Consider the following 22,004-nt stretch of genomic DNA (forward strand, 5'->3'; position numbering starts at 1 on the left):
TGTATATATACACAGTAAGTTACAAAGGAGGTAATTATGCAACTACAACGCCTTATTTTTCCGGATGTTCCGGTATATATCCCTATGTACGGGGATCTCGTTTCCGCAGGCTTCCCCAGTCCTGCAGCTGACTATATCGAGAGCGGCATCGATCTGGTGTCGCATCTTATTCCGCACCCTTCCTCAACCTACACGCTGCGCGTGTCCGGTGATTCCATGATCGGCGCCGGTATTCTTGATGGCTCATTTCTTCTCGTCGACTTCAGCCTTACCCCTCAGCATAACGATATTGTCGTTGCCAACCTTGGAGGGGAATTCACCGTCAAAAGACTGGTGACGCACCCGGTGCCGCAGCTGCTGGCTGAAAATCCGGCATACCCTCCCATCCCAATTTATGACGCCGACGGGTTAGACATCGCCGGCGTTGTCATTTCTGTCATCAACACGATGCACCGCAATGTTCGCCCTCGTTGATATGAACTCGTTCTATGCGAGTTGCGAAACCGCATTTCGCCCCGATCTGGCCGGGCGGCCCATCGTGGTTCTGAGCAACAATGACGGCTGTGTCATTGCCCGATCCACCGAAGCAAAAAAGCTCGGCATAAAAATGGGCACGCCGTGGTTCCAGCTGCGCGAGACGCCTTTCCCGCAGCCGTTGCTCGCGTTCTCGAGTAATTACGAGCTCTATGGCGATATGTCGCAGCGCGTGATGACCACTCTCGAAGAAATATGCCCGCGCGTGGAGGTTTACTCAATCGATGAGGCTTTTTGTGACCTGACCGGCGTGCGCAACTGTCGTGACCTGGGCGATTTCGGGCGGGAGATCCGAGATACCGTCTGGCGCAACACACGCCTGCGCTGCGGCGTCGGGATCGCCCAGACGAAGACGCTGGCCAAGCTGGCTAACCGGGCAGCGAAAGAGTATCCCCAGACCGGGGGCGTGGTCGATTTATCGAACGTTGAGCGCCAGCGCCGTTTAATGGCGCTAATGCCGGTCGAGGAAGTGTGGGGCGTCGGCAGGCGGATTGCAAAAAAGCTCGAGGCTATGGGGATCAGCAAAGCGCTCCAGCTGGCGGACACGGATATTCGGTTTATCAGAAAGCACTTTAATGTAGTGCTCGAAAGAACGGTGCGGGAGCTGCGCGGCGAGTCCTGTCTGGAACTGGAAGAATTTGCACCGGCGAAGCAGGAAATCGTGTGCAGCCGTAGTTTTGGTGAGCGCATCACCGACTATGAAGAAATGCGCCAGGCTATCTGTTCGTATGCGGCCAGGGCGGCGGAAAAGCTGCGCAGTGAACGCCAGTACTGCCGGTATATTTCCGCATTCGTGAAAACATCGCCCTTTGCGCTGAATGAGCCTTACTACGGCAACAACGTTGGCACGAAACTGCTCACACCGACGCAGGACACCCGCGACATTATCGCGGCGGCCACGCGCTGCCTAGATGCAATATGGCGCGATGGCCACCGGTACCAGAAAGCGGGGATCATGCTGGGCGACTTTTTCAGCCAGGGCGTGGCGCAACTCAATCTGTTTGATGACAACGCGCCGCGGGCCGACAGCGACGCGCTGATGACGCTGATGGACCGGCTCAACAAACAGGGCAGGGGCACTCTCTATTTTGCCGGACAGGGCGTTCAGCCAGCATGGCAGATGAAGAGGGAAATGCTGTCACCATGCTATACGACGAGGTGGTCAGAAGTGCCGATAGTACGGGCTAATTGAATAAATGTATAAGCGATAATCATGCTTACCACGTCACTTCTCGCGACATCCTCTCAGTAGAGCTGTAAGTATTTATGGGCGAAGAATAAACATAAAGAGTGAAAAATAACATCGGGTAGCGCTAGTCCAATGATGTTTTAATCATCTGATGCGATTTAATGCACATATTTAAGAGAATCAAATTAATATTTATTGACATAGTAAGAGTTTTGAATTAAAAAAATTATCAACCGGAGGGGTTATGTTTAATAATCTTAAGTTATGCAACATTCTCGATTACGCTTTTAAAACATTGTCAACGATATCAGCACTCTTACCGGCTATATTTGTCTATGTAATAACTAATTATGAAAGGATTTTATCTGACGGGATAATAGAAAAGATCAATGGTCATAAGGCTATGTTCTTTTTTGCTTATATTCTGTTAACAATATTCGTGATATTTACATTAAACAAGGTGTTCTTGTGGGCCGTGAAAGGTTTGGATAACGAGGGGATGAGTAATATCCAAAACGTTGAACCCGTCAATGATAATTTTCTGCCAACGTATTTAGGATACTTTTTTGTATCCGTTAGCATTACTTCTAATTGGGTTTTTTGTTACTTTATGTTATTAGTTGTTTTGTTCAACTTGTTTTCAAAAATATATTTTTTTAACCCATCATTACTATTGTCAGGATTTAAGTTTTACCATTTAACTTCTGACAAAGGTGTTAAGGTTTTATTAATTTGCAAAGATGATCTTCGCTCTTTTAAAGACGTATCATCATCAGTTTATAAAAGAATTAACGATTTCACTTTTATTAAGGTTGCTTAGAAATGGAAATGAATCATCTCATAGCATTTACAAAGAAAAATAGAGCGCACACAATTTATAAGGTTGCTTCATCGGAAGATGCATTCTTCTCAAACCCATTAATGAACGATAATAATGGTGTAGAGGAATATGATCCCAATGATAGACAGGATCAAGGAAAGATATTTTTTTTAGACTTAAAATTGCATAAGGGGGTAAGTAATGAAATAATAGATGAATTACAATCGCTTAGTGCTCAGGACACTATAAATACTAGTGACTACAAGGCCTTGTCGACTGATAATCTCTCCTGTGTTAAATATTTTGCTACAAAGCAAGGGGGGTACCTGTTATTTCAACAGTTTTACAAAAAAAATATTCTTGGTTCAAAAATATTATCCTTAAAAAAGATGGAGTTACTAAAGGGGGACTTTATAACTCTAAACGAATCTGCAGAAGTAGTTTACTCTATAGATGAGGAAAAGGTTTATTTTGAAAGCATAGTAAAAGCCAAGAAAATCTTATCTGGACTTGAAAGTATTTATAAGGAGGCAGGTCAAAAAGAAACTAAAACTTTTTTAGGTCAACAGGATTTAGAATTGCTTGAAGATTTTGATGAAACAAAAGTGACAGTATTAAATAAAAAAAGAATACAGTCAGAGTTAGTTAAGCAAGAGGAATTGAAGGCTGAAAAGGGAGCTGATTACGACTCATTTCGTGCTAATGATTTAAAAGAATGCATTGATGAGATTATTGAGTATTTTCCTAGTATGGTAAAGGATGGGAAGGTATTGATTAATAATAACAACGATCTTGAGCGTTATTTATTAGCTTTGGATGAGCGTCTGTATACAGCTAAAAGGAGCCAGCAACAACGTATTGCGACAGCTACAAGGAAGGTGTCAAAGTAAGGAAAGAAAGAACCGGCCCAGCGGCCGGTTTGGAATTCATATAAGATTATGGATATTTCCTACTGGTAGTAAAAGATTCAGATGAAATGGCGGCAGTAAAATGTTCACCATTGCAATCTATCATAAGCACTAAGTGACTGATATTTCAGAATTGAAAAAAGTTGAGTAATGGCGAAAAGTGCTTTTAACTTTATGAAATACTACGTAAACACGCCTGATTTAAAATCCCTCGGCTTATGGCTGTGCGGGTTCAAGTCCCGCTCCGGGTACCATGGGAAACCTCGAATAAAATCAATGATAAGCAGTGTCGTGTAAGCCACCTTCGGGTGGTTTTTTTATGCCTGAAATTTGCCTTTTCTGACCTGATTGCCCTCATCCCTCACTGATTTACCGTGACAGTTGCAGCACGTTGACCACAATAACGCTCAGTGCCAGACAAATCAGGATCACCCCCGAAATACGCTCCACAGCGGGTAACACTTTCGAAAAAGTGCGCAGCACTGCACCATTACCGATAAAGATCGCCACCAGCAAATCCCACAATAGCACAACGCTGAACATCCAAACGCCATAGACAACTTTCAGGCCGGGCGCAGTACCGGCACCGCCGATTAACGTCGCCAGGCTGACATAAAAGAGCGCATTTTTAGGATTGAGAATGCCCGACATAAAACCCATGCCGAATTCACGCCAGCGATCTCTGAGATCAGCCTTCTCTGTCGAAGCGGCTTCCGGAGTCATCTTGTGTCCGGTGAGGGAGCTTGCGCCAGCAAAACGAATAAAAAGCTGGCCTACATACAACAAATAGCCACAGCCAGCGAGCTGAATGGCGATAAATCCTGCGCTGCCGGAGCGGAAAAGCGTGATACCGCTGAAGGCCGCAAGAATAAACACCCCGTTTGCGACAGCTATTCCCAGACAGACAAAGGCGGCATGACGCCAGCCCGCTTTAATTGAGGAACGCGCAACCAGAAAGAAATCCGGGCCGGGGGAAAGTAGCGCCAGAAAATGTGCGGTTGCCACCAGAAGAAATTGCTGCATCATGCCATCACCCTCTAAGAAATTTTTCCTACAGGATGCAGGCTGACAGGATGATAGTATTGAATAAAATTGCAGGGAGTCAGGACCGGTAACAGCCTGGCGTGACGCCAGTATGCGCTTTGAATACCCGCTGAAAATGACTTTGATCGGCAAAACCCAGTCGATAGGCAATATCAGTAATTTCATAACCTGACTGAAGCCAGCGGCGCGCCTGATTTACACGGATATTGAGCTGCCAGGCATGCGGCGTCATGCCGGTAGCGGCGCGAAATGCTCTGATGAACTGATAACGGCTCATATCAGAGATTTTCGCCAGTTCTTCAAGCGGCACGGGCGGGCATTCGGTTTCCTGCAACTGGCTGATCACCCGTGCCAGTGTCCCGTTGCCCTGGGGTAGCTGTGCGGCAAAAGTTTCCACCAGAGCATTCTCACAGGCGCAGTCACCGATAAATTCTATTAGCGCGGCATTTTTGTCTTCTGAAGTGGACGCTGAAAAGAGGGTGTCATTAAGCTGGCAAAACCGGGCATAGACCGTCTGGTTATCCGTGAGGCGAATTTCATTTTCGCGAATAAGGCCTGCTGAGGAAGGACCAGTTTCTGCCAGTAACTGGCGTAGCCAGTCAGCATCCAGATGCAGCATCTGATAGCTCCAGCAATCATCGGGCAGGGGATTACAGGCATGAACACAGCCTGCGGGAATAAAAACCATCATGCCGGGGCGCAGAGCAGTCGGACCGCCTGACACGCCGGTAAAATGACTACCGCCCGTATCCACTGCGCCAACAGAAAAGGTGGGATGACTGTGCGCCTTATAACACGCCCGGCTATGACAGGCGCGGCGCGTCTCTACATGCTCCATCGCCGGATCGCGCCAGAATTCAGCAGAATGGTGGCTGTGTCTGTTGAACATAGGGTGAGATCCTTAAACCGATCGGCGTAACTATTTGTGCAGGGTAGAAAGGAGAACACAGTTACCTCAGTATCGCCAATAATTTTGCACCCCACCTGTGTTAAAATTCCTTTTTTACGGTGCGTATTTCGCACCTCACCGAGGAATATGCACAATGAAAACCGGACCCCTGAACGAGAAAGAGCTGGAATGGCTGGAAGACGTACTGATGAAGTACGGTACGGAAGCGTCCATTATGGATGTCTCAGAGCTGGATGGCTTACTCACTGCGGTGCTGAGCTCGCCGGTGCCGGTTGAGCCGAGCCAGTGGCTGGTGGCGCTGTGGGGCGGTGCTGACAAGGTGCCGAACTGGTCGTCGGAAAAGGAGATGGAGCGTTTCATGATGCTCGCTTTCCAGCATATGGACGATATCGGCGATCGTCTGGCCGAGTATCCGGAACAGTTTGAACCGCTGTTTGGAACGCGCGACGTGGAAGATCAGGAGCTGACCATTGTGGAAGAGTGGTGCTTCGGTTATCTGCGCGGCGTCAGCCTGAGCGACTGGTCATCCTTACCGGATCCGTTAAAGCCAGCGCTGGCGGCCATTGAACTGCACGGTAAAGAAGAGAACTTCGAACGTGTGGAGCAGATGACGCCGGAAGCCTTTGAAGAGAGCATAGAGGCGATTAAACCTGCGGCGCTGGCGCTGTACGATTACTGGGCCGACAATCAGCAGGAAATTGAAGTGGCGAAGCCGTTCACCGCCGGTGAAAAAGTGGGCCGTAACGACCCTTGCCCGTGCGGCAGCGGTAAAAAATTCAAGCAGTGCTGCCTGCACTGATAGTCACTTGCACCAGCTTGCCGGGTAAGCGCAGCGCCACCCGGCAATAAAAGAAGCGCCGTTAACCCACCTCCGGCAATAATCCGGCTGCAATACAGAACTGCACGGCAATCACCGCGATCCCACACAAAAACACCAGCGCTAATGCAGGCTTGCCACCGCTGACGCGATAACTCGTCTGCGGACTATGCTTACGACTTTGCCACGCCAGCAGCGACGGGATCAGCAGCGCCAGCACGGCAAGCGCCACACCGGCATAACCCAGCGCCATCACAAACCCACGCGGATAAAAAAGGGCAAAAGCCAGCGGCGGCAGGAAGGTGATCGCCCCGGTCTGTAAACGTCCGGCAACGTTATTACGACGATTAAACAGATCCGCCAGGTAATCAAACAGGCCCAGCGCCACGCCAAGGAAGGAAGTGGCCAGCGCCAGATCGGCGAACAGATGCACCGCCAGTTCAACGTGCGGCGAGGCGACCACTTCTCTCAGCGCCTGTAATAACCCGTTCAGCCCGGCCTGATCCGCCAGTAATCCCATAAAGGTGGAGGAGTTGATGCTGCCCAGCGTCGCCAGTTGCCAGAAAATATAGGCCACCAGCGGAATGGCGCTGCCGGTAATAAATACCGTGCGTAGCTTACGGATGTTGCCATTCATGTAGCTGACGATGCTCGGCACGCTGCCATGGAAACCAAAGGAGGTGAAAATTACCGGAATTGCCGACAGCGCCAGCCCTTTCTCCAGCGGCAGCGTCAGCAGATTGATTTTGTGTACGTGCGGCATTAACAGCGCCAGCATGACCACCAGAAAGAGGATCTTGGCGCTGAACAGAAAGCGGTTAAACAGATCCACCAGCGACGTGCCCGCGCAGACGACGCCGCCCGCAATCAGGGTAAACAACAGCACACCGGCGACCGGTGAAACGGTGATGTCGAGCCAGGAGCCGAGGCTTGCCGCCAGCAGCTCGCCCGCGCCTGTCATATAGGCTGCGGTGAGGGCATACATCAGAAACATCATACTGAAACCGGTCAGCCACTGACCGTAGCGGCCCAGGTAGCGACGCGCCAGCGAACCCAGCCCGGTATCGGCAGGGACGTGCTGATACACTTCAAGCAACAGCAGAGCGGTATAACACATCAGCGCCCACAGGCCGAACAGCAGCACTAAGGTTACGCCAAATCCCACCCCAGCCGCCGCCAGCGGCATCGCCAGCATACCGGCCCCGATTGTCGTTCCCGCGACGATAAAAACACTACCCAGCGTCCGATTCTTCACGCTTTCCTCTGCCCATAAACCATTGCACATTCGAATATGCGGCGCAGAGTAAGGGAAAATGACAGCCTCGTCAAACGGGCGTTACACGCGGTGTAATTTAATGTTTACAGAGGTTTAATGCGGTGACAGTGTCACCGCCTGAAGTATTACTTTTGGGCATCGAGCGTGGAAAGTTCTTTATCAATGAAATACAAACCTTCGCCGCTTTTACCCGCCAGCGATAGTTTATCGATAACAGATTTAAATAATTTTTCTTCTTCGTGCTGTTCGGCCACATACCATTGCAGGAAATTAAAGGTCGGATAATCCTGCGTGGTCATTGCCACGTGCGCCAGTTCATTAATTTTTTGCGTGATCAGCTGTTCGTGTTCATAAGTGGAACGGAACAGATCGTCTAAAGACGCATATTCCGCAACCGGCGATGGAATAGTATTAATACACGGCAGGCTGCCGGTATCGGCCAGATAATCAAACAGGCGTTGCATGTGGGTCATCTCTTCCTGCGCGTGGCGGCGCAGGAAGGCTGCCGCGCCTTCGAAGCTGTGGTAGCTGCACCAGGCGCTCATCTGCTGATAAAGCAGAGAGGAGTAAAGCTCCAGATTCATTTGCTCATTTAATTTTTCGATCATTTCTGCTTTAAGCATGATACGGCTCCAGGAAGTGCGCAATGAATAATGGCGCCACTATAATTTGTTATTTAATTATTTGCAAAAGGTAAAATAGAATAATTAATTTGAATGGTAATGTGAATAATACGCATTAGATGTGAAGGTTAAATTACCTGAGAATAATTCTTTTTATTATAAATAAGCGCCACCTGCGTAATAACGCAGGTGGTAAAGATTAATAATAGCCGGTGGCGGCAGGCGACAGCGCCAGCCCCTGACACTGGTATTGCAGGGTGATCTTTTCATTAAGGCACAGTGAACCGCTGAATACGCTACAGGTACGGATCGGCTGACCGTATGCAGCGGCGGTGGCATAGCCCATTTGCTGGCACTGACGCGTGGCGGTGCCGTGGGTGGTATACTCATCAAAGCGCGCATTTTGTAGCATGGCTTCGTTAAAATTCAGTCGTACCACACCGGTAGTCTGAATGACCTCGCTCACCTGCGGCTCTTTAGTGATGGTGCATCCTGCCAGCAGCAGTACTGCGGCGGCTAAAAGCATACTCTTCATGGTATCGCTCTGATTCAGTTTCGATGTTCTCATCCTACAACCTCTCTTTCCCGCCCAATAGCCTGAATAGCCGGATTTTCTGGCCTTACTAATTGTAACGGCCAGCGAAGCGGGGAAAACTGTGAGCACCTCACAACTTTTTAAAACGATTTTTCACTAAATTTGAAAGTATGTTTGCTTAGTAGTAAGGTTTCTAAAACGTTCGCTATTCACGGCGGGACATCCCGCAACGCTTCAGGAGAAGACACAATGAAAATTGCACTGATGATGGAAAACAGCCAGGCTGCCAAAAACGCCATTATCCTTAAAGAGCTGAAAACCGTCGCGGATGAGAAGAACTTCCCGGTTTTCAACGTCGGCATGAGCGACGAGAATGACCATCACCTGACCTACATCCACTTAGGCATCATGGCCAGCATCCTGCTGAACTCTAAAGCCGTTGATTTCGTGATTGCCGGTTGCGGCACCGGTCAGGGCGCGCTGATGTCGCTGAATATCCATCCGGGCGTGAACTGCGGCTACTGCATCGATCCGGCAGATGCCTTCCTGTTTGCGCAGATCAACAACGGTAACGCGCTGGCGCTGCCGTTCGCTAAAGGTTTTGGCTGGGGCGCAGAGCTGAACGTGCGCTTTATCTTCGAAAAAGCCTTCACCGGCCGCAAAGGCGAAGGGTATCCGCCGGAGCGTAAAGAGCCGCAGGTGCGTAACGCGGGCATTCTGAACCAGGTGAAAGCCGCCGTGGTAAAAGATAACTATCTGGACACTCTGCGCGCCATCGATCCGGAGCTGGTGAAAACCGCCGTTTCCGGCCAGCGTTTCCAGGAGTGTTTCTTCGAAAACTGCCAGGATAAAGAGATCGAAGCCTTCGTACGTGAAATGCTCGCATAACATCCCGAAAGGCCAGCGTTCGCTGGCCTTTTTTTATCTCTTTTTATTCGACACCGCACTGCCGGCATCTTTCGTCAGCCGCAGCGTATCCGCCATGCCCACCAGACAAATCAGCGCGATAGCCACGAACGCCAGGCGAAAACTGATCCCCGGCACCTCCCCAAGCGAGAGCCAGTCGCCAACCCGTTCGCCGATACGAATACCAATCGCCCCCAGCGTAATGCCCAGCCCCACCGCCAGCTGTGTCGCGGTGCTGAATAGCGTATTGGCATAGCTCATTTGCGCCGAAGGCACATCCGCGAAGGCCAGCGTGCTGACGCCGGTAAACTGTATTGAACGAAATACGCCGCCGAGATAGAGCACCAGCAGGATCACCCACACCGGCGTCGTGGGCGTCAGGAAGGCGCAGGCCAGCAGCGCCAGCACATTGAGCGCGCCGTTGATCAGCAGCAGTTTTTTGAATCCCAGCCAGCGAATAAGCGGGGTGGTGGCGGGTTTTATCGTCAGATTGCCGACAAACACCGCCAGCACCAGCAGCCCGGCATGAAAGGCGTCCATACCAAAGCCCACCTGAAACATCAGCGGTAACAGAAAAGGCACGGCGCTGATGGAGGCGCGAAACAGCGAACCGCCATACATGGTCACGCGGAAGGTCGGCACCTGCATGGCATCGAGACGTATCATCGGCCAGCGGGCGCGCTGAAAATGGCGCAGCGCATAAAACAGCGTGCCCGCGCCCAGCAGCAACATCGCCGCCGTCAGCCACCCCTGCGGCTGCTGCGCGCCCAGCGATTCCATGGCATACACCAGGCTGACCATCGCAATAGCCGTGGAGAGGAAACCGGGCATATCGAAAGGCCGCCGCTCCTCCTCGCGAATATCCGGAATGATGCGCAGCGCCAGCGCAATGGCGATCAGCCCCAGCGGTACATTAATAAAGAAGATCCACCGCCAGCTGGCGAAACTGGTAATAAAGCCGCCCAGCGGTGGGCCAATGATCGGCGCGACCAGGGCGGGCCAGGTGAGGGTGGCGATGGCGGTGATGAGCAGATGCTTGGGTGTGGTGCGCAATACCGCCAGCCGTCCGACCGGCACCATCAGCGCGCCGCCGATGCCCTGTAAAATACGCATGGCGACAAACCACTCCACGCTGACCGCGAGGCCACAGAACACCGAGGCGAGGGTGAAGATTGCCAGCGCCGAGGCAAAGACTTTCCGCGCGCCAAAGCGGTCGGCGATCCAGCCGCTGGCCGGGATCAACACGGCCAGGGTGATGAGATAGGCGCTGATACCGATATTCAGATCGACGGCGTCGACGCCGAAACTTTCCGCCATGTCCGGCAGGGCGGTAGCGATCACCGTACCGTCGAGAAACTCCATAAAAAACGCCCCGGCGACCAGCAGCGCGGCGGGAGAAACGCCGCGTCTGGCCTCCGGTTGGGTGCTGTCACTCATTTTTGGTCTGCCATTTTAAAAAAAATTTTAAATTTTTACAGAAATGAAATATCCGTAACCCACGGATTTATCATGCATTTTAAAAAAAAACTAAAATATCAATGCGTTTTTTAATGTGATGGGCTTCACAAACTGGTTGATTTTTGTGATGCAGGTCATATTATGTGCACACAGAAACATAACACCTGCATAACAAATTTCACCGGAGCAAAAGATGAAACTGCGTAAGATCCTGAAAAGCATTTTTGAAACCTACTGCAAAACTTTCAAAGACGTCCCGCCTGGCGCGATGTTCTGATAAAAAAACCTGCTGCGGCAGGTTTTTTTATATCTGATGTACGCTGTGCAGGCCGGGCAAACTACCTTTTCGCAGCGCTTCCCGCTACTATGGCGTCCTTACTGAAAGGAGCCTTCCATGTCTGAATCCCTGAGTGCCGATCAAGAACTGGTATCTGACGTTGTCGCCTGCCAGCTGGTGATCAAACAAATCCTCGACATCATTGACGTTATCGCGCCGGTTGAAGTGCGTGAGAAAATGTCGCAGCAGCTGAAAACCATCGATTTCACCACCCACCCGGCTGCCGCCGATCCGGTGACCCGCCGCGCCATACAGAAAGCCATTGCGCTGATTGAGCTGAAGTTCACGCCGCAGGGCGAGGCGCACTAGCTAAAGTAAACCTTCGTTTTGAATTATTCAAACGGATGTTTTCGAAGATCGGGCGCGGAAGCCGCGCTGAAAAAAGGCGGGGGCGACCCCGCCGGCAGGATCAGAACAGCGCCATCACCAGCGCATAGCTCGCCACACAGGCACAGCTGACGCCAATCAGCCCCGGAATAATAAAGCTGTGGTTGATGATGAATTTCCCGATGCGGGTGGTGCCTGAACGGTCAAAGCCGATACAGGCCAGATCGCTCGGATAGGTCGGCAGTACAAAATAGCCGTATGACGCCGGGAAAAACGCCAGCAGCATTTTTGGCTCGACGCCCAGCATCAGCGCCATGGGCGCAACGGCAGTCAGTGCCGCCGCCTGGCTGTTGACCAGCTTGGACACCAGGAATAACACAATCGCGTAGGTCCAGGGATGATTCTGCACCACGCCCTCCAGCGCCACTTTTAACTCCTCCAGATGCGCCTGAAAGAAAGTGTCACTCATCCACGCCACGCCAAACACCGAAAAAATCGCCACCATCCCGGCCTTGAACACCGCGCCGCTGGAAATGGTCGACGCATTCACCTTACAGACGATCAGCATCACCGCCCCGGCAATCAGCATCATCATCTGGATCACCAGGTTCATCGACAGCGGCGTCATTTTGCCCTTCACCTCAAATGAGGGTCGCAGTTCCGGCAACGCGCCCAGTAATACCACCACAAGGATACCGGCGAAGAAGATCCAGGTTGACCAGTACGCCTGCTTCGGGAAGCGCTGATTCATTAAGGTGTCGCTGCTGCCGTAGATAAATTCCCGCTGTTTCGGATCGGTTAATTTCTGCTGGAACTCCGCGTCCTCCGCCAGATCCTTACCCCGGCGCAGGCTCCACAGCGCAGCGACGGCCACGCCAAACAGCGAGGCCGGCACGGAGACGGCGAGGATCTCGAGGATGCTCCACGCCTGCCCGATGCCGTGCTGCGCCGCCAGAATAGAGACCAGCGACACCACCGCCACCGAAACGGGCGAGGCGGTAATGGCCATTTGTGAAGCCACCGACGCCACCGCCATCGGGCGCTCCGGGCGGATACCTTTTTTCAGTGCGATATCGGCGATAATGGGAAACATGGTGTAGACCACATGCCCGGTGCCGCACAAAAACGTCAGCGTCCAGGTGGTGAAGGGCGCGAGCAATGTAATATGCTGCGGGTGGCGACGCAGCAGTCGCTCGGCAAACTGCATCATCACGTTCAGCCCGCCGGCGGTTTGCAGCGTGGCGGCGCAGCCGATCACCGCCAGGATAGTCAGCATCACGTCAACCGGCGGTTTACCCGGTTGCAGGCCAAACACAAAGGTCAGTATGAACAGGCCGATACCGCTGATCAGGCCGAGGCCCATGCCGCCGAAGCGGGTACCCACCAGCAGACAGAGGATAATGACAATAAATTCAAGAGTGATCATGAAGCACCTGTGTAATTAAACATTGATGCTCTAAATCATTACATTTTGTAAGGTTGATCTTTGCGAGCCAGATCGACTTTGTTAAAACGCGGGTAATCAAAGGGTTATGCACATTCCTGCAACATTGAGCCGCAAAAATTAACAACCCCGACGCGGGCCGGGGCTGAGTAACAGTGGTGGATTAATGCTGCCGGAAGTTAACGATATTAAGTAAATGCTGATCGGTTTGGGGTAAACCCATACCCGACTGCTGCGCGTTATGCACTTCTTCCATAATGGTCTGCAACAACAGGCCGTCCTGCTGCTGCTCTTTTTCCAGCTGCCGCAAAAATTCCAGCGTACAGGCATCGTTCATGGCCGCCGCTTCCGCCGTTAAGCGGGCGAGGGTGGCGCAGCGCTGGGAATACGCCTCAAGCATTTTTGTGAACAGATCTTCAAGGGTGGAATAGTCGTCATGGAAGGGTTCGGCAGCTTTTACGATGGGATTCGCCCCTTCGCGTTTCATATATTCAAACACGCGCATCATTTGCGTGATATTGCCCTGCGCCTGGGTACGCAGGAAAGTGGCGGTTCCGTTCAGGCTGTGTCCGGCGCACCATTCGCTGAGCGACAAATAAAGACTGGATGCCTGGAACTCAAGATTCATTTGCGTATTGAGTTTTTGAACCATTCCGACAATAGCCATAGCAAATATCCTTGTTATGAGTAACTGACTACAGCATAGAAAGATCGCACGGATAATTACTGTGACCTGTGAGGCACTTAGGCGAAACGGCAGAAATTTACCGGCGATAAGGTCTAGGTGCGATAGCTTTGAACTGGCAGTTTAATTTTACTGAAATTAAGTTTATGGTGAAGTTAACTCTTACCTGAAGGAATAAAAAATGAAAAAAGTGGCGGTATTACTCGCACCGGGATTTGAAGAAGCCGAAGCCATTGTCACCATCGATATTCTGCGTCGTCTGCATAATGAGGTGGAAACCCTGGCCTGCGCTGGCTCCCGCGCGGTGGAAAGCTATCATGCTATCCCTATGGTGGCGGACAGCACCCTCACTGAGCGGCTGGAGACGCTGTACGACGCCGTGGTGCTGCCGGGCGGGCCGCAGGGCAGCGTCAATCTGGCGGCCAGTGCGGAGGTGATCCAGTTCGTGAAGGCGCACGATGCGGCAGGTAAACTGATTTGCCCGATCTGTTCGGCGGCGGCGCGCGTACTGGGGGGTAACGATCTGCTGAACGGGCGGCGCTACGTCTGCTCCGGCGATCTGTGGCAGGGCGTGAAAAACGGCGAATATGTGGATGCGCCGGTGGTGGAAGATGGCAATCTGATCAGTGGCAAAGGCCTGGGGCACGTATTTGATTTTGCGCTCACGGTATCGGCACGCTTACTGGGTGACGACGCGCCGGTGCGCGAACACGCCGAACATATCTATTATCCCTGGTAGTGAACAGGCCCGGATGTGCAACGCATCCGGGCGACAAGGATAAGCTGGCTGACGTTATGGATAATTTAGCTGGCGCCCGCCGCAATTGTCCGACAAATACGCCTTTTTTTATGTCATTTTCCGCTGAATTTATGTACGCAATTACTGTAATTCTGCGGTGTGATGGCGCTCTCCTATGGATGATTAATTTCCCGCTAAAACTACTCTCCAGCAGAAGCATATCCTGAACAGTATCGGCTAATGCTTTGTTTTCTGTCTGATTAAAGAACAGAAAAACCGTTTTTCCCTACATAAAAGAACGCTAAAGCTGGAGTTAACCATGCACAAATTCACTAAAGCGCTGGCAGCCATCGGTCTGGCTGCCGTTATGTCACAATCCGCTATCGCAGAAACCATGAAACTCGGTTTTCTGGTGAAACAGCCGGAAGAGCCGTGGTTCCAGACAGAATGGAAGTTCGCCGATAAAGCCGGGAAAGATCTGGGTTTTGAAGTGATCAAAATCGCCGTACCGGACGGGGAGAAAACCCTGAACGCCATCGACAGCCTCGCGGCAAGCGGCGCGAAAGGCTTCGTCATCTGTACGCCGGATCCAAAACTGGGTTCAGCCATTGTGGCGAAAGCCAAAGGCTATGACATGAAGGTCATCGCCGTTGATGACCAGTTTGTGACCGCGAAAGGCAAACCGATGGAATCCGTCCCGCTGGTGATGATGGCGGCGAGCGAAATCGGCGCGCGCCAGGGACAGGAACTTTATAAAGAGATGCAAAAACGTGGCTGGGACGTGAAAGATACCGCGGTGATGGCCATTACCGCCGACGAGCTGGACACCGCCCGCCGTCGTACCACCGGCTCCATGGACGCGCTGAAAGCCGCGGGCTTCCCGGAAAAACAAATTTACCAGGTGCCGACCAAAGCAAACGATATTCCGGGCGCGTTTGACGCCGGTAACTCCCTGCTGGTGCAGCATCCGGAAGTGAAACACTGGCTGGTGGTCGGTATGAACGATAACACCGTGCTGGGCGGTGTGCGCGCCACAGAAGGCCAGGGCTTTAAAGCGGCTGATGTTATCGGTATCGGCATTAACGGCGTGGATGCGGTGAGCGAACTGTCGAAAGCGCAGGGCACCGGCTTCTATGGTTCGCTGCTGCCAAGCCCGGACGTGCACGGCTATAAAACCAGCGAAATGCTTTACAACTGGGTGGAGAAGGGCGTTGAGCCGCCGAAATTCACCGCGGTTACCGATGTGGTGCTGATCACCCGCGATAACTTTAAAGAAGAGCTGGCGAAAAAAGGACTCGGCGTTAAGTAATACGCGTGGCAAGTGTGCCCTTCATCCGCCGGGTGGAGGGCCTGTCGTACACTGAAAAGCGTTTCGGAGATGTTATGCAACAGTCAACTCCATACCTGTCTTTCCGGGGGATTGGCAAAACCTTCCCTGGCGTAAAAGCGCTCAGCGACATCAGCTTTGATTGCTATGCAGGCCAGGTTCACGCCCTGATGGGGGAGAACGGCGCGGGAAAATCCACGCTGCTGAAAATCCTCAGCGGCAACTATGCCCCCACCACCGGCACCCTGGCCCTGCGCGGCGAAGACGTCACCTTTGCGGATACGCCCGCCGCCCTGTATGCCGGCGTCGCCATTATTTATCAGGAACTGCATCTGGTACCTGAAATGACCGTGGCGGAGAATATTTATCTCGGACAACTGCCCCATAAAGGCGGCTTCGTTAACCGTTCGCTGCTGAACTACGAAGCCCGGCTACAGCTGGAGCATCTCGGCCTCGATATCGATCCACAAACACCGCTGAAATACTTGTCGATTGGGCAGTGGCAGATGGTGGAAATAGCCAAAGCGCTGGCGCGTAACGCCAAAGTGATCGCCTTTGATGAACCAACCAGTTCGCTCTCGGCCCGTGAAATCGACAACCTGTTCCGCGTCATCCGCGAACTGCGCGACGAAGGGCGGGTGATTATTTATGTTTCGCACCGCATGGAGGAGATTTTCGCCTTAAGCGATGCCATTACCGTATTTAAAGATGGTCGCTATGTCTGCACCTTCGACGACATGGAGAAGGTCAACCATGATTCACTGGTGAAAGCGATGGTAGGCCGCGATCTGGGCGATATCTATGGCTGGCAGCCGCGTGAGACCGGTGAAGAGATGCTGCGCCTTGATGAGGTCAAAGCGCCGGGCGTGCGTAAGCCGGTGAGCCTGTCGGTGAAGCGCGGGGAAATCGTCGGCCTGTTCGGGCTCGTAGGGGCGGGACGCAGCGAACTGATGAAAGGGCTGTTTGGAGGGACGCGCATCACCGCAGGCCAGGTGTGGATCGACGGCAAGGCCATCAACATCCAGAAACCCGGCCACGCCATTGCCGCGGGCATGATGCTGTGCCCGGAAGACCGCAAAGCCGAAGGCATTATTCCGGTGCATTCGGTGCGCGATAACATCAACATCAGCGCCCGTCGCAAATACATCCGCGCAGGCTGCCTGATCAACGACGGCTGGGAAGTGCAGAACGCCGATCACCATATTCGTTCACTGAATATTAAAACCCCCGGCGCTGAGCAGCTGATCATGAATCTCTCCGGCGGTAATCAGCAGAAGGCCATTCTCGGGCGCTGGTTATCCGAAGAGATGAAGGTCATTTTGCTTGATGAGCCAACGCGCGGCATTGATGTTGGCGCGAAACATGAAATCTATAACGTGATTTATGCGCTGGCGGCACGCGGCGTGGCGGTACTGTTCGCCTCCAGCGACCTGCCCGAAGTGCTCGGCCTCGCCGACCGCATCCTGGTGATGCGCGAAGGGGAGATCGCCGGTGAATTACTACACGGTCAGGCGGATGAACAGCAGGCGTTAAGCCTTGCCATGCCTAAAGTTAGCCAGGCTGTCGCCTGAGCAAGGAGAATATGATGTCGTCTTTAACCACTTCCGGCGCGCCTAAGTCGCCATTCAACCTGGGTCGTATCTGGGACCAGTACGGCATGCTGGTGGTGTTTGCCGTGCTGTTTATCGGCTGCGCCATTTTTGTGCCCAATTTTGCCAGCTTTGTAAACATGAAAGGGCTGGGGCTGGCGATCTCCATGTCCGGCATGGTGGCCTGCGGCATGCTGTTCTGCCTCGCCTCCGGGGATTTCGACCTGTCCGTCGCCTCGGTCATTGCCTGTGCGGGCGTCACCACCGCGGTGGTGATCAACATGACCGAAAGCCTGTGGATCGGTATCTTCGCCGGGCTGATGCTCGGCGTGCTCAGCGGTCTGGTAAACGGCTTTGTCATCGCCCGGCTGAAAATCAACGCGCTGATCACCACGCTGGCGACCATGCAGATTGTGCGCGGGCTGGCCTATATCATTTCCGATGGCAAGGCGGTCGGCATTGAAGATGAGCGTTTTTTCGCCCTCGGTTACACTAACTGGCTCGGTTTACCGGCGCCTATCTGGCTCACCGTTATCTGTCTGGCCATTTTCGGATTTTTACTAAACCGTACAACTTTTGGTCGAAATACGCTGGCGATTGGCGGTAACGAAGAGGCAGCTCGCCTGGCCGGTGTCCCTGTGGTACGCACCAAAATCATCATCTTTATTCTGTCGGGTCTGGTGTCGGCGATTGCGGGCATTATTCTGGCGTCGCGCATGACCAGCGGACAGCCAATGACCTCCATCGGCTATGAGCTGATCGTCATCTCAGCCTGCGTGCTGGGCGGCGTGTCGCTGAAAGGGGGCATTGGCAAAATCTCCTATGTGGTGGCCGGGATCCTGATTCTGGGCACGGTGGAGAACGCCATGAATTTGCTTAATATTTCGCCATTCTCCCAGTATGTGGTGCGCGGTTTGATCCTGCTGGCGGCGGTGATTTTTGACCGCTACAAGCAAAAAGCGAAGCGTACTGTTTAAGCTTAACCTTTAAGTTTATCTCCCCCGTTGCCAGCCGTCCCGATGGCTGGCAACGCCTTCTTAAAATGGCGAGCCCCGTCACACTGTCTATACTTACAGAGCTAATGATAATGCGATGCGTCTGCCGGAGCAGACCATCTGAACTGTAAGGAGGAGACCAGAGTGGCCGACCAGTTAACTGTACCGCCGATTTTTTCTGGTAATTTTGCGTTCTTTTTTGACCTCGACGGAACCCTCGCTGACATCAAACCCCATCCCGATCAGGTAGCCATCCCCGCCAGGGTGCGGGACCAGTTGCATCAACTTGCTGAGCTTAACCAGGGCGCAGTGTCTCTGGTGTCCGGCCGTTCGATGCGTGAGCTGGATGCGCTTGCCAGTCCATATCGCTTTCCCCTTGCGGGCGTCCACGGCGCAGAACGCCGTGACAGCAATGGCGAACACCACGTGGTGACGCTGCCGCCTGAGCTGGTAAAGCAGATTGAACTGGAGCTGATTGCCGGGCTGGATGGTCTTGAGGGCACCGAACTCGAAGCAAAAGGAATGGCATTTGCACTCCATTACCGTCAGGCCATGCACCACGAAGACGCTATCTACGCGCTGGCACAGGCGCTGGAAGCAAAACACGATGAACTGGCCTTACAGCCAGGCAAATGCGTTGTTGAACTGAAACCGCGCGGCATCAGTAAAGGCGCCGCCATCGACGCATTTATGCAGGAAACCCCGTTTGCGGGCAGAAAACCCGTATTCCTGGGCGATGACCTCACCGATGAACAAGGATTTAAGGTCGTGAACCGCGCAGGCGGCGTCTCGATCAAAGTCGGCTTAGGGGACACCCAGGCACAATGGCGACTGGACGGCGTTTCTGCTGTACACCAGTGGCTCGAACAGATGATTGATCATCACTTACAACAAGAAAAATTAGCGCTAACAAACAGGAGAGATGGCTATGAGTCGCTTAGTCGTAGTATCTAATCGCATTGCACCGCCGGATGATAAAAAAGCAAGCGCAGGTGGTCTGGCTGTCGGGATTTTAGGCGCGCTGAAAGCCACCGGGGGACTCTGGTTTGGCTGGAGCGGTGAGACAGGCAATGAAGATCAACCTTTAAAGAAAGAGACGCGCGGTAATATTACCTGGGCCTCTTTTAACCTCAGCGAACAGGATTACGAAGAGTATTACAACCAGTTTTCTAACGCGGTGCTCTGGCCTGCGTTCCACTATCGTCTGGACCTGGTACAGTTCCAGCGTGAATCCTGGGAAGGCTATCAGCGCGTAAACGCTTTGCTGGCGGACAAACTGCTGCCGCTACTGGAAGAAGACGATGTGCTGTGGATCCACGATTACCATCTGCTGCCGTTCGCCCATGAGCTGCGTCAGCGCGGCGTGAAAAACCAGATCGGTTTCTTCCTGCATATTCCTTTCCCGACGCCGGAAATTTTCAACGCCTTACCGCCCCATGCCGAGCTGTTAGAACAGCTGTGCGATTACGATCTGCTGGGCTTCCAGACGGAAAGCGACCGTGTGTCCTTCCTCGACAGCATCGCCAGCCAGACGCGTCTGATCGCCAAAGACAAGAAAACCCATACCGCCTGGGGCAAAACCTTCGCCACTGAAGTCTATCCGATTGGTATTGAGCCAAAAGAGATCGCCCAGGCTGCCGCCGGGCCGCTGCCGCCAAAAATGGCCCAGCTGAAAGAAGAGCTGAAAGGCGTTAAAAATATCTTCTCCGTTGAGCGTCTGGACTACTCCAAAGGTCTGCCGGAGCGTTTTGCGGCCTTTGAAACGCTGCTGGAGAAATTCCCCGAGCATCACGGCAAAATTCGTTATACGCAGATTGCGCCGACGTCCCGTGGTGACGTGCAGGCGTATCAGGATATTCGTCATCAGCTTGAAACCGAAGCAGGGCGCATCAACGGTAAATACGGCCAGCTGGGCTGGACGCCGCTGTACTATCTCAACCAGCACTTTGACCGCAAGCTTTTGATGAAAGTCTTCCGCTACTCCGACGTTGGTCTGGTCACGCCGCTGCGTGACGGCATGAACCTGGTGGCGAAGGAGTACGTGGCCGCGCAGGATCCGGCGAATCCGGGCGTGCTGATCCTTTCCCGCTTTGCCGGTGCCGCCAACGAGCTGACGTCCGCGCTGCTGGTGAACCCGTACGATCGCGATGATGTGGCGGCGGCGATGGACCGTGCGCTGACAATGCCGCTGGCTGAACGTATTTCCCGCCACGCCGAGATGCTGGACATTATCCAGAAAAATGACATCGACGCCTGGCAGAAGAGGTTTATCGCCGACCTAAAGCGCATAACGCCACGTAGTGCAGAAAGTTTGCTGCAAAATAACGTGGCGACCTTTCCGAAATTAGCCTGATAACACGTGCTCCCGCGCAGGCGGGAGCACGTGTTTCTCTTGCCCGACACGCCTCCCGCTTCCTCGTTTTTGCCACTCCCATACTCTTTTTTATGTTTCAGCGCAACTACAAAAGATGTTAGTTTTATGACAGAGTTAATAAATATTCATTAATTATTCTTACTACTGGAATAGTTCACAACGTAACCATTTTGCAAAAATACCGCTTCTTAACCCAAATCTGCGCGATAAAAAACCCTGGCTGCTGTTTTACTAATCCTGAGGATTAGTAATTTTGTAATCGTTAACAAAAGCGACCGGGCTTTTTATCCTCCTGCATAATGTGTTGTTTTATAAGATTATTATTAATTTGTCTCTACAATAGAGATCGATCATTTACGCTAAGCCGTTGCTTTGAAAAGCAGTGCATTCTTTTCACGCACAGGTCAGAGGTGTTTGCATGTCTATTCGTGCGAAAGGAATAGAAAACAGATTCAATAGAACAAAAAAGACGCAAAGCAATAGTCTTATTGATGGATTTATTCGGAATATTCGCTTAAATTATGTGACGTCGATCACATTATTTTCAAAATACTACTTGCTCACATTGTATGTCTGAGTGTCCGCGAGTACAGTTGCCTCGATTTAGGAAAAATCTTAGTTTAGCGTAAGAAATGATGGCAGCGTGCGAAGGACCAGGTCGCCCAAAGAGGCGAAGGCCTCCGCGTCACATCCCTGAATCGTAGTATTGCATTTTGCCTTTTCTTTTTATTCTACCGGGTTTTTTCCCGGCGACATCACGGGGTGCGGTCTGACCGCTTAAGATTTTCGTTGGTTATTCTGGATGGGAAAAATGCATACATCCGAGTTGCTGAAACACGTTTATGACATCAATTTGTCATATCTCCTTCTTGCACAGCGTCTGATTAGTCAGGACAAAGCCTCAGCCATGTTCCGTCTGGGGATGAGTGAAGAAATGGCATCCACAATGGTCGAGCTGACATTGCCGCAAATGGTAAAACTGGCTGAAACCAATCAGCTGATTTGCCAGTTCCGCTTTGACAGCCACCAGACGATCACCCGTCTGACGCAGGAATCCCGTGTAGACGATTTGCAGCAGGTTCATACCGGTATTTTGCTGTCGACACGTTTACTCAGCGATGCTGGTCAGACTGTTGATACGCCTGCCCGGAAGAAAAGGGCCTGATT

General features: G+C 52.2%; 22 protein-coding genes. 14 read left to right on the forward strand and 8 right to left on the reverse strand.

The features are described from left to right. Nucleotides 1–36 precede the first annotated feature (36 nt). From umuD to ACQUTD_RS04520, 3 genes are all read left to right on the forward strand, one after another. Nucleotides 37–474, forward strand: coding sequence for a translesion error-prone DNA polymerase V autoproteolytic subunit (umuD, locus tag ACQUTD_RS04510; protein WP_318380440.1), 438 nt, complete (start codon nucleotides 37–39; stop codon nucleotides 472–474). Next, nucleotides 458–1,726, forward strand: a complete 1,269-nt coding sequence (locus ACQUTD_RS04515) for a translesion error-prone DNA polymerase V subunit UmuC (protein ID WP_473273880.1) — start codon at nucleotides 458–460, stop codon at nucleotides 1,724–1,726. The genes umuD and ACQUTD_RS04515 overlap by 17 nt, the downstream gene beginning before the upstream one ends. Nucleotides 1,727–2,545: 819 nt before the next feature. Beyond that, entirely contained in the window at nucleotides 2,546–3,433 is an 888-nt protein-coding gene (locus ACQUTD_RS04520; RefSeq protein WP_473273881.1) for a hypothetical protein, read from the forward strand. A 387-nt stretch (nucleotides 3,434–3,820) separates the two neighbouring features. On the opposite strand, the gene ACQUTD_RS04525 is transcribed toward ACQUTD_RS04520, so the two are convergent. Continuing rightward, nucleotides 3,821–4,660, reverse strand: coding sequence for a LysE family transporter (locus tag ACQUTD_RS04525; protein ID WP_473273882.1), 840 nt, complete (start codon nucleotides 4,658–4,660; stop codon nucleotides 3,821–3,823). After that, the gene (locus tag ACQUTD_RS04530; RefSeq protein ID WP_473273883.1) at nucleotides 4,554–5,384 is read right to left on the reverse strand and encodes a helix-turn-helix domain-containing protein; all 831 of its coding nucleotides are present in this window, start codon (nucleotides 5,382–5,384) and stop codon (nucleotides 4,554–4,556) included. The genes ACQUTD_RS04525 and ACQUTD_RS04530 overlap by 107 nt, the downstream gene beginning before the upstream one ends. Nucleotides 5,385–5,538: 154 nt before the next feature. Here ACQUTD_RS04530 and ACQUTD_RS04535 point away from each other — a divergent pair, with 154 nt between their 5' ends. Continuing rightward, nucleotides 5,539–6,204: a YecA/YgfB family protein gene (locus ACQUTD_RS04535; protein ID WP_072568892.1), complete on the forward strand. Its 666-nt coding sequence runs from the start codon at nucleotides 5,539–5,541 to the stop codon at nucleotides 6,202–6,204. Between the two features lie 61 nt (nucleotides 6,205–6,265). On the opposite strand, the gene tyrP is transcribed toward ACQUTD_RS04535, so the two are convergent. From tyrP to yecR, 3 genes are all read right to left on the reverse strand, one after another. Then, entirely contained in the window at nucleotides 6,266–7,477 is a 1,212-nt protein-coding gene (tyrP, locus tag ACQUTD_RS04540; protein ID WP_473273884.1) for a tyrosine transporter TyrP, read from the reverse strand. 146 nt (nucleotides 7,478–7,623) lie between these two features. Then, nucleotides 7,624–8,121, reverse strand: a complete 498-nt coding sequence (gene ftnA, locus ACQUTD_RS04545; RefSeq protein ID WP_072568891.1) for a non-heme ferritin — start codon at nucleotides 8,119–8,121, stop codon at nucleotides 7,624–7,626. A gap of 199 nt (nucleotides 8,122–8,320) precedes the next feature. Further along, entirely contained in the window at nucleotides 8,321–8,656 is a 336-nt protein-coding gene (yecR, locus tag ACQUTD_RS04550) for a YecR family lipoprotein (RefSeq protein ID WP_072569470.1), read from the reverse strand. A 249-nt stretch (nucleotides 8,657–8,905) separates the two neighbouring features. Here yecR and ACQUTD_RS04555 point away from each other — a divergent pair, with 249 nt between their 5' ends. After that, on the forward strand, nucleotides 8,906–9,544 hold the full coding sequence (locus ACQUTD_RS04555) for an RpiB/LacA/LacB family sugar-phosphate isomerase (protein ID WP_072568890.1): 639 nt from the start codon (nucleotides 8,906–8,908) through the stop codon (nucleotides 9,542–9,544). 33 nt (nucleotides 9,545–9,577) lie between these two features. Here ACQUTD_RS04555 and ACQUTD_RS04560 read toward each other — a convergent pair whose 3' ends face one another. Further along, a complete protein-coding gene (locus ACQUTD_RS04560; RefSeq protein WP_473273885.1) occupies nucleotides 9,578–10,999 on the reverse strand; it encodes an MFS transporter in 1,422 nt (473 codons plus the stop codon). A 214-nt stretch (nucleotides 11,000–11,213) separates the two neighbouring features. Between ACQUTD_RS04560 and azuC the strand changes: the two genes are divergently transcribed. After that, nucleotides 11,214–11,297, forward strand: coding sequence for a stress response protein AzuC (azuC, locus tag ACQUTD_RS04565; protein ID WP_088218881.1), 84 nt, complete (start codon nucleotides 11,214–11,216; stop codon nucleotides 11,295–11,297). Nucleotides 11,298–11,414: 117 nt separating this feature from the next. Then, the gene (locus ACQUTD_RS04570; protein ID WP_072568888.1) at nucleotides 11,415–11,666 is read left to right on the forward strand and encodes a DUF2766 family protein; all 252 of its coding nucleotides are present in this window, start codon (nucleotides 11,415–11,417) and stop codon (nucleotides 11,664–11,666) included. A 100-nt stretch (nucleotides 11,667–11,766) separates the two neighbouring features. Here ACQUTD_RS04570 and ACQUTD_RS04575 read toward each other — a convergent pair whose 3' ends face one another. Further along, a complete protein-coding gene (locus ACQUTD_RS04575; protein WP_473273886.1) occupies nucleotides 11,767–13,110 on the reverse strand; it encodes an anaerobic C4-dicarboxylate transporter in 1,344 nt (447 codons plus the stop codon). 181 nt (nucleotides 13,111–13,291) lie between these two features. After that, on the reverse strand, nucleotides 13,292–13,795 hold the full coding sequence (locus ACQUTD_RS04580; RefSeq protein WP_318364198.1) for a non-heme ferritin-like protein: 504 nt from the start codon (nucleotides 13,793–13,795) through the stop codon (nucleotides 13,292–13,294). Between the two features lie 199 nt (nucleotides 13,796–13,994). Between ACQUTD_RS04580 and ACQUTD_RS04585 the strand changes: the two genes are divergently transcribed. The 7 genes from ACQUTD_RS04585 to flhD all read left to right on the forward strand — a co-directional run bounded on the left by ACQUTD_RS04585 (nucleotide 13,995) and on the right by flhD (nucleotide 22,002). Beyond that, a complete protein-coding gene (locus tag ACQUTD_RS04585; RefSeq protein ID WP_473273887.1) occupies nucleotides 13,995–14,552 on the forward strand; it encodes a DJ-1/PfpI family protein in 558 nt (185 codons plus the stop codon). A 319-nt stretch (nucleotides 14,553–14,871) separates the two neighbouring features. Next, on the forward strand, nucleotides 14,872–15,861 hold the full coding sequence (locus ACQUTD_RS04590) for an arabinose ABC transporter substrate-binding protein (protein WP_072568883.1): 990 nt from the start codon (nucleotides 14,872–14,874) through the stop codon (nucleotides 15,859–15,861). A gap of 74 nt (nucleotides 15,862–15,935) precedes the next feature. Then, complete coding sequence (gene araG / locus ACQUTD_RS04595) at nucleotides 15,936–17,450, forward strand: L-arabinose ABC transporter ATP-binding protein AraG (protein WP_473273888.1); 1,515 nt, start codon at nucleotides 15,936–15,938, stop codon at nucleotides 17,448–17,450. Nucleotides 17,451–17,464: 14 nt separating this feature from the next. Further along, on the forward strand, nucleotides 17,465–18,445 hold the full coding sequence (araH, locus tag ACQUTD_RS04600; protein ID WP_072568881.1) for an L-arabinose ABC transporter permease AraH: 981 nt from the start codon (nucleotides 17,465–17,467) through the stop codon (nucleotides 18,443–18,445). Between the two features lie 162 nt (nucleotides 18,446–18,607). Continuing rightward, on the forward strand, nucleotides 18,608–19,417 hold the full coding sequence (otsB, locus tag ACQUTD_RS04605; protein ID WP_473273889.1) for a trehalose-phosphatase: 810 nt from the start codon (nucleotides 18,608–18,610) through the stop codon (nucleotides 19,415–19,417). Continuing rightward, complete coding sequence (otsA, locus tag ACQUTD_RS04610; protein ID WP_318364201.1) at nucleotides 19,392–20,816, forward strand: alpha,alpha-trehalose-phosphate synthase; 1,425 nt, start codon at nucleotides 19,392–19,394, stop codon at nucleotides 20,814–20,816. The genes otsB and otsA overlap by 26 nt, the downstream gene beginning before the upstream one ends. 832 nt (nucleotides 20,817–21,648) lie before the next feature. Continuing rightward, the gene (flhD, locus tag ACQUTD_RS04615; RefSeq protein WP_199775931.1) at nucleotides 21,649–22,002 is read left to right on the forward strand and encodes a flagellar transcriptional regulator FlhD; all 354 of its coding nucleotides are present in this window, start codon (nucleotides 21,649–21,651) and stop codon (nucleotides 22,000–22,002) included. The last annotated feature ends 2 nt before the right edge of the window (nucleotides 22,003–22,004 follow it).

Source organism: Enterobacter sp. K510 (assembly GCF_055804875.1).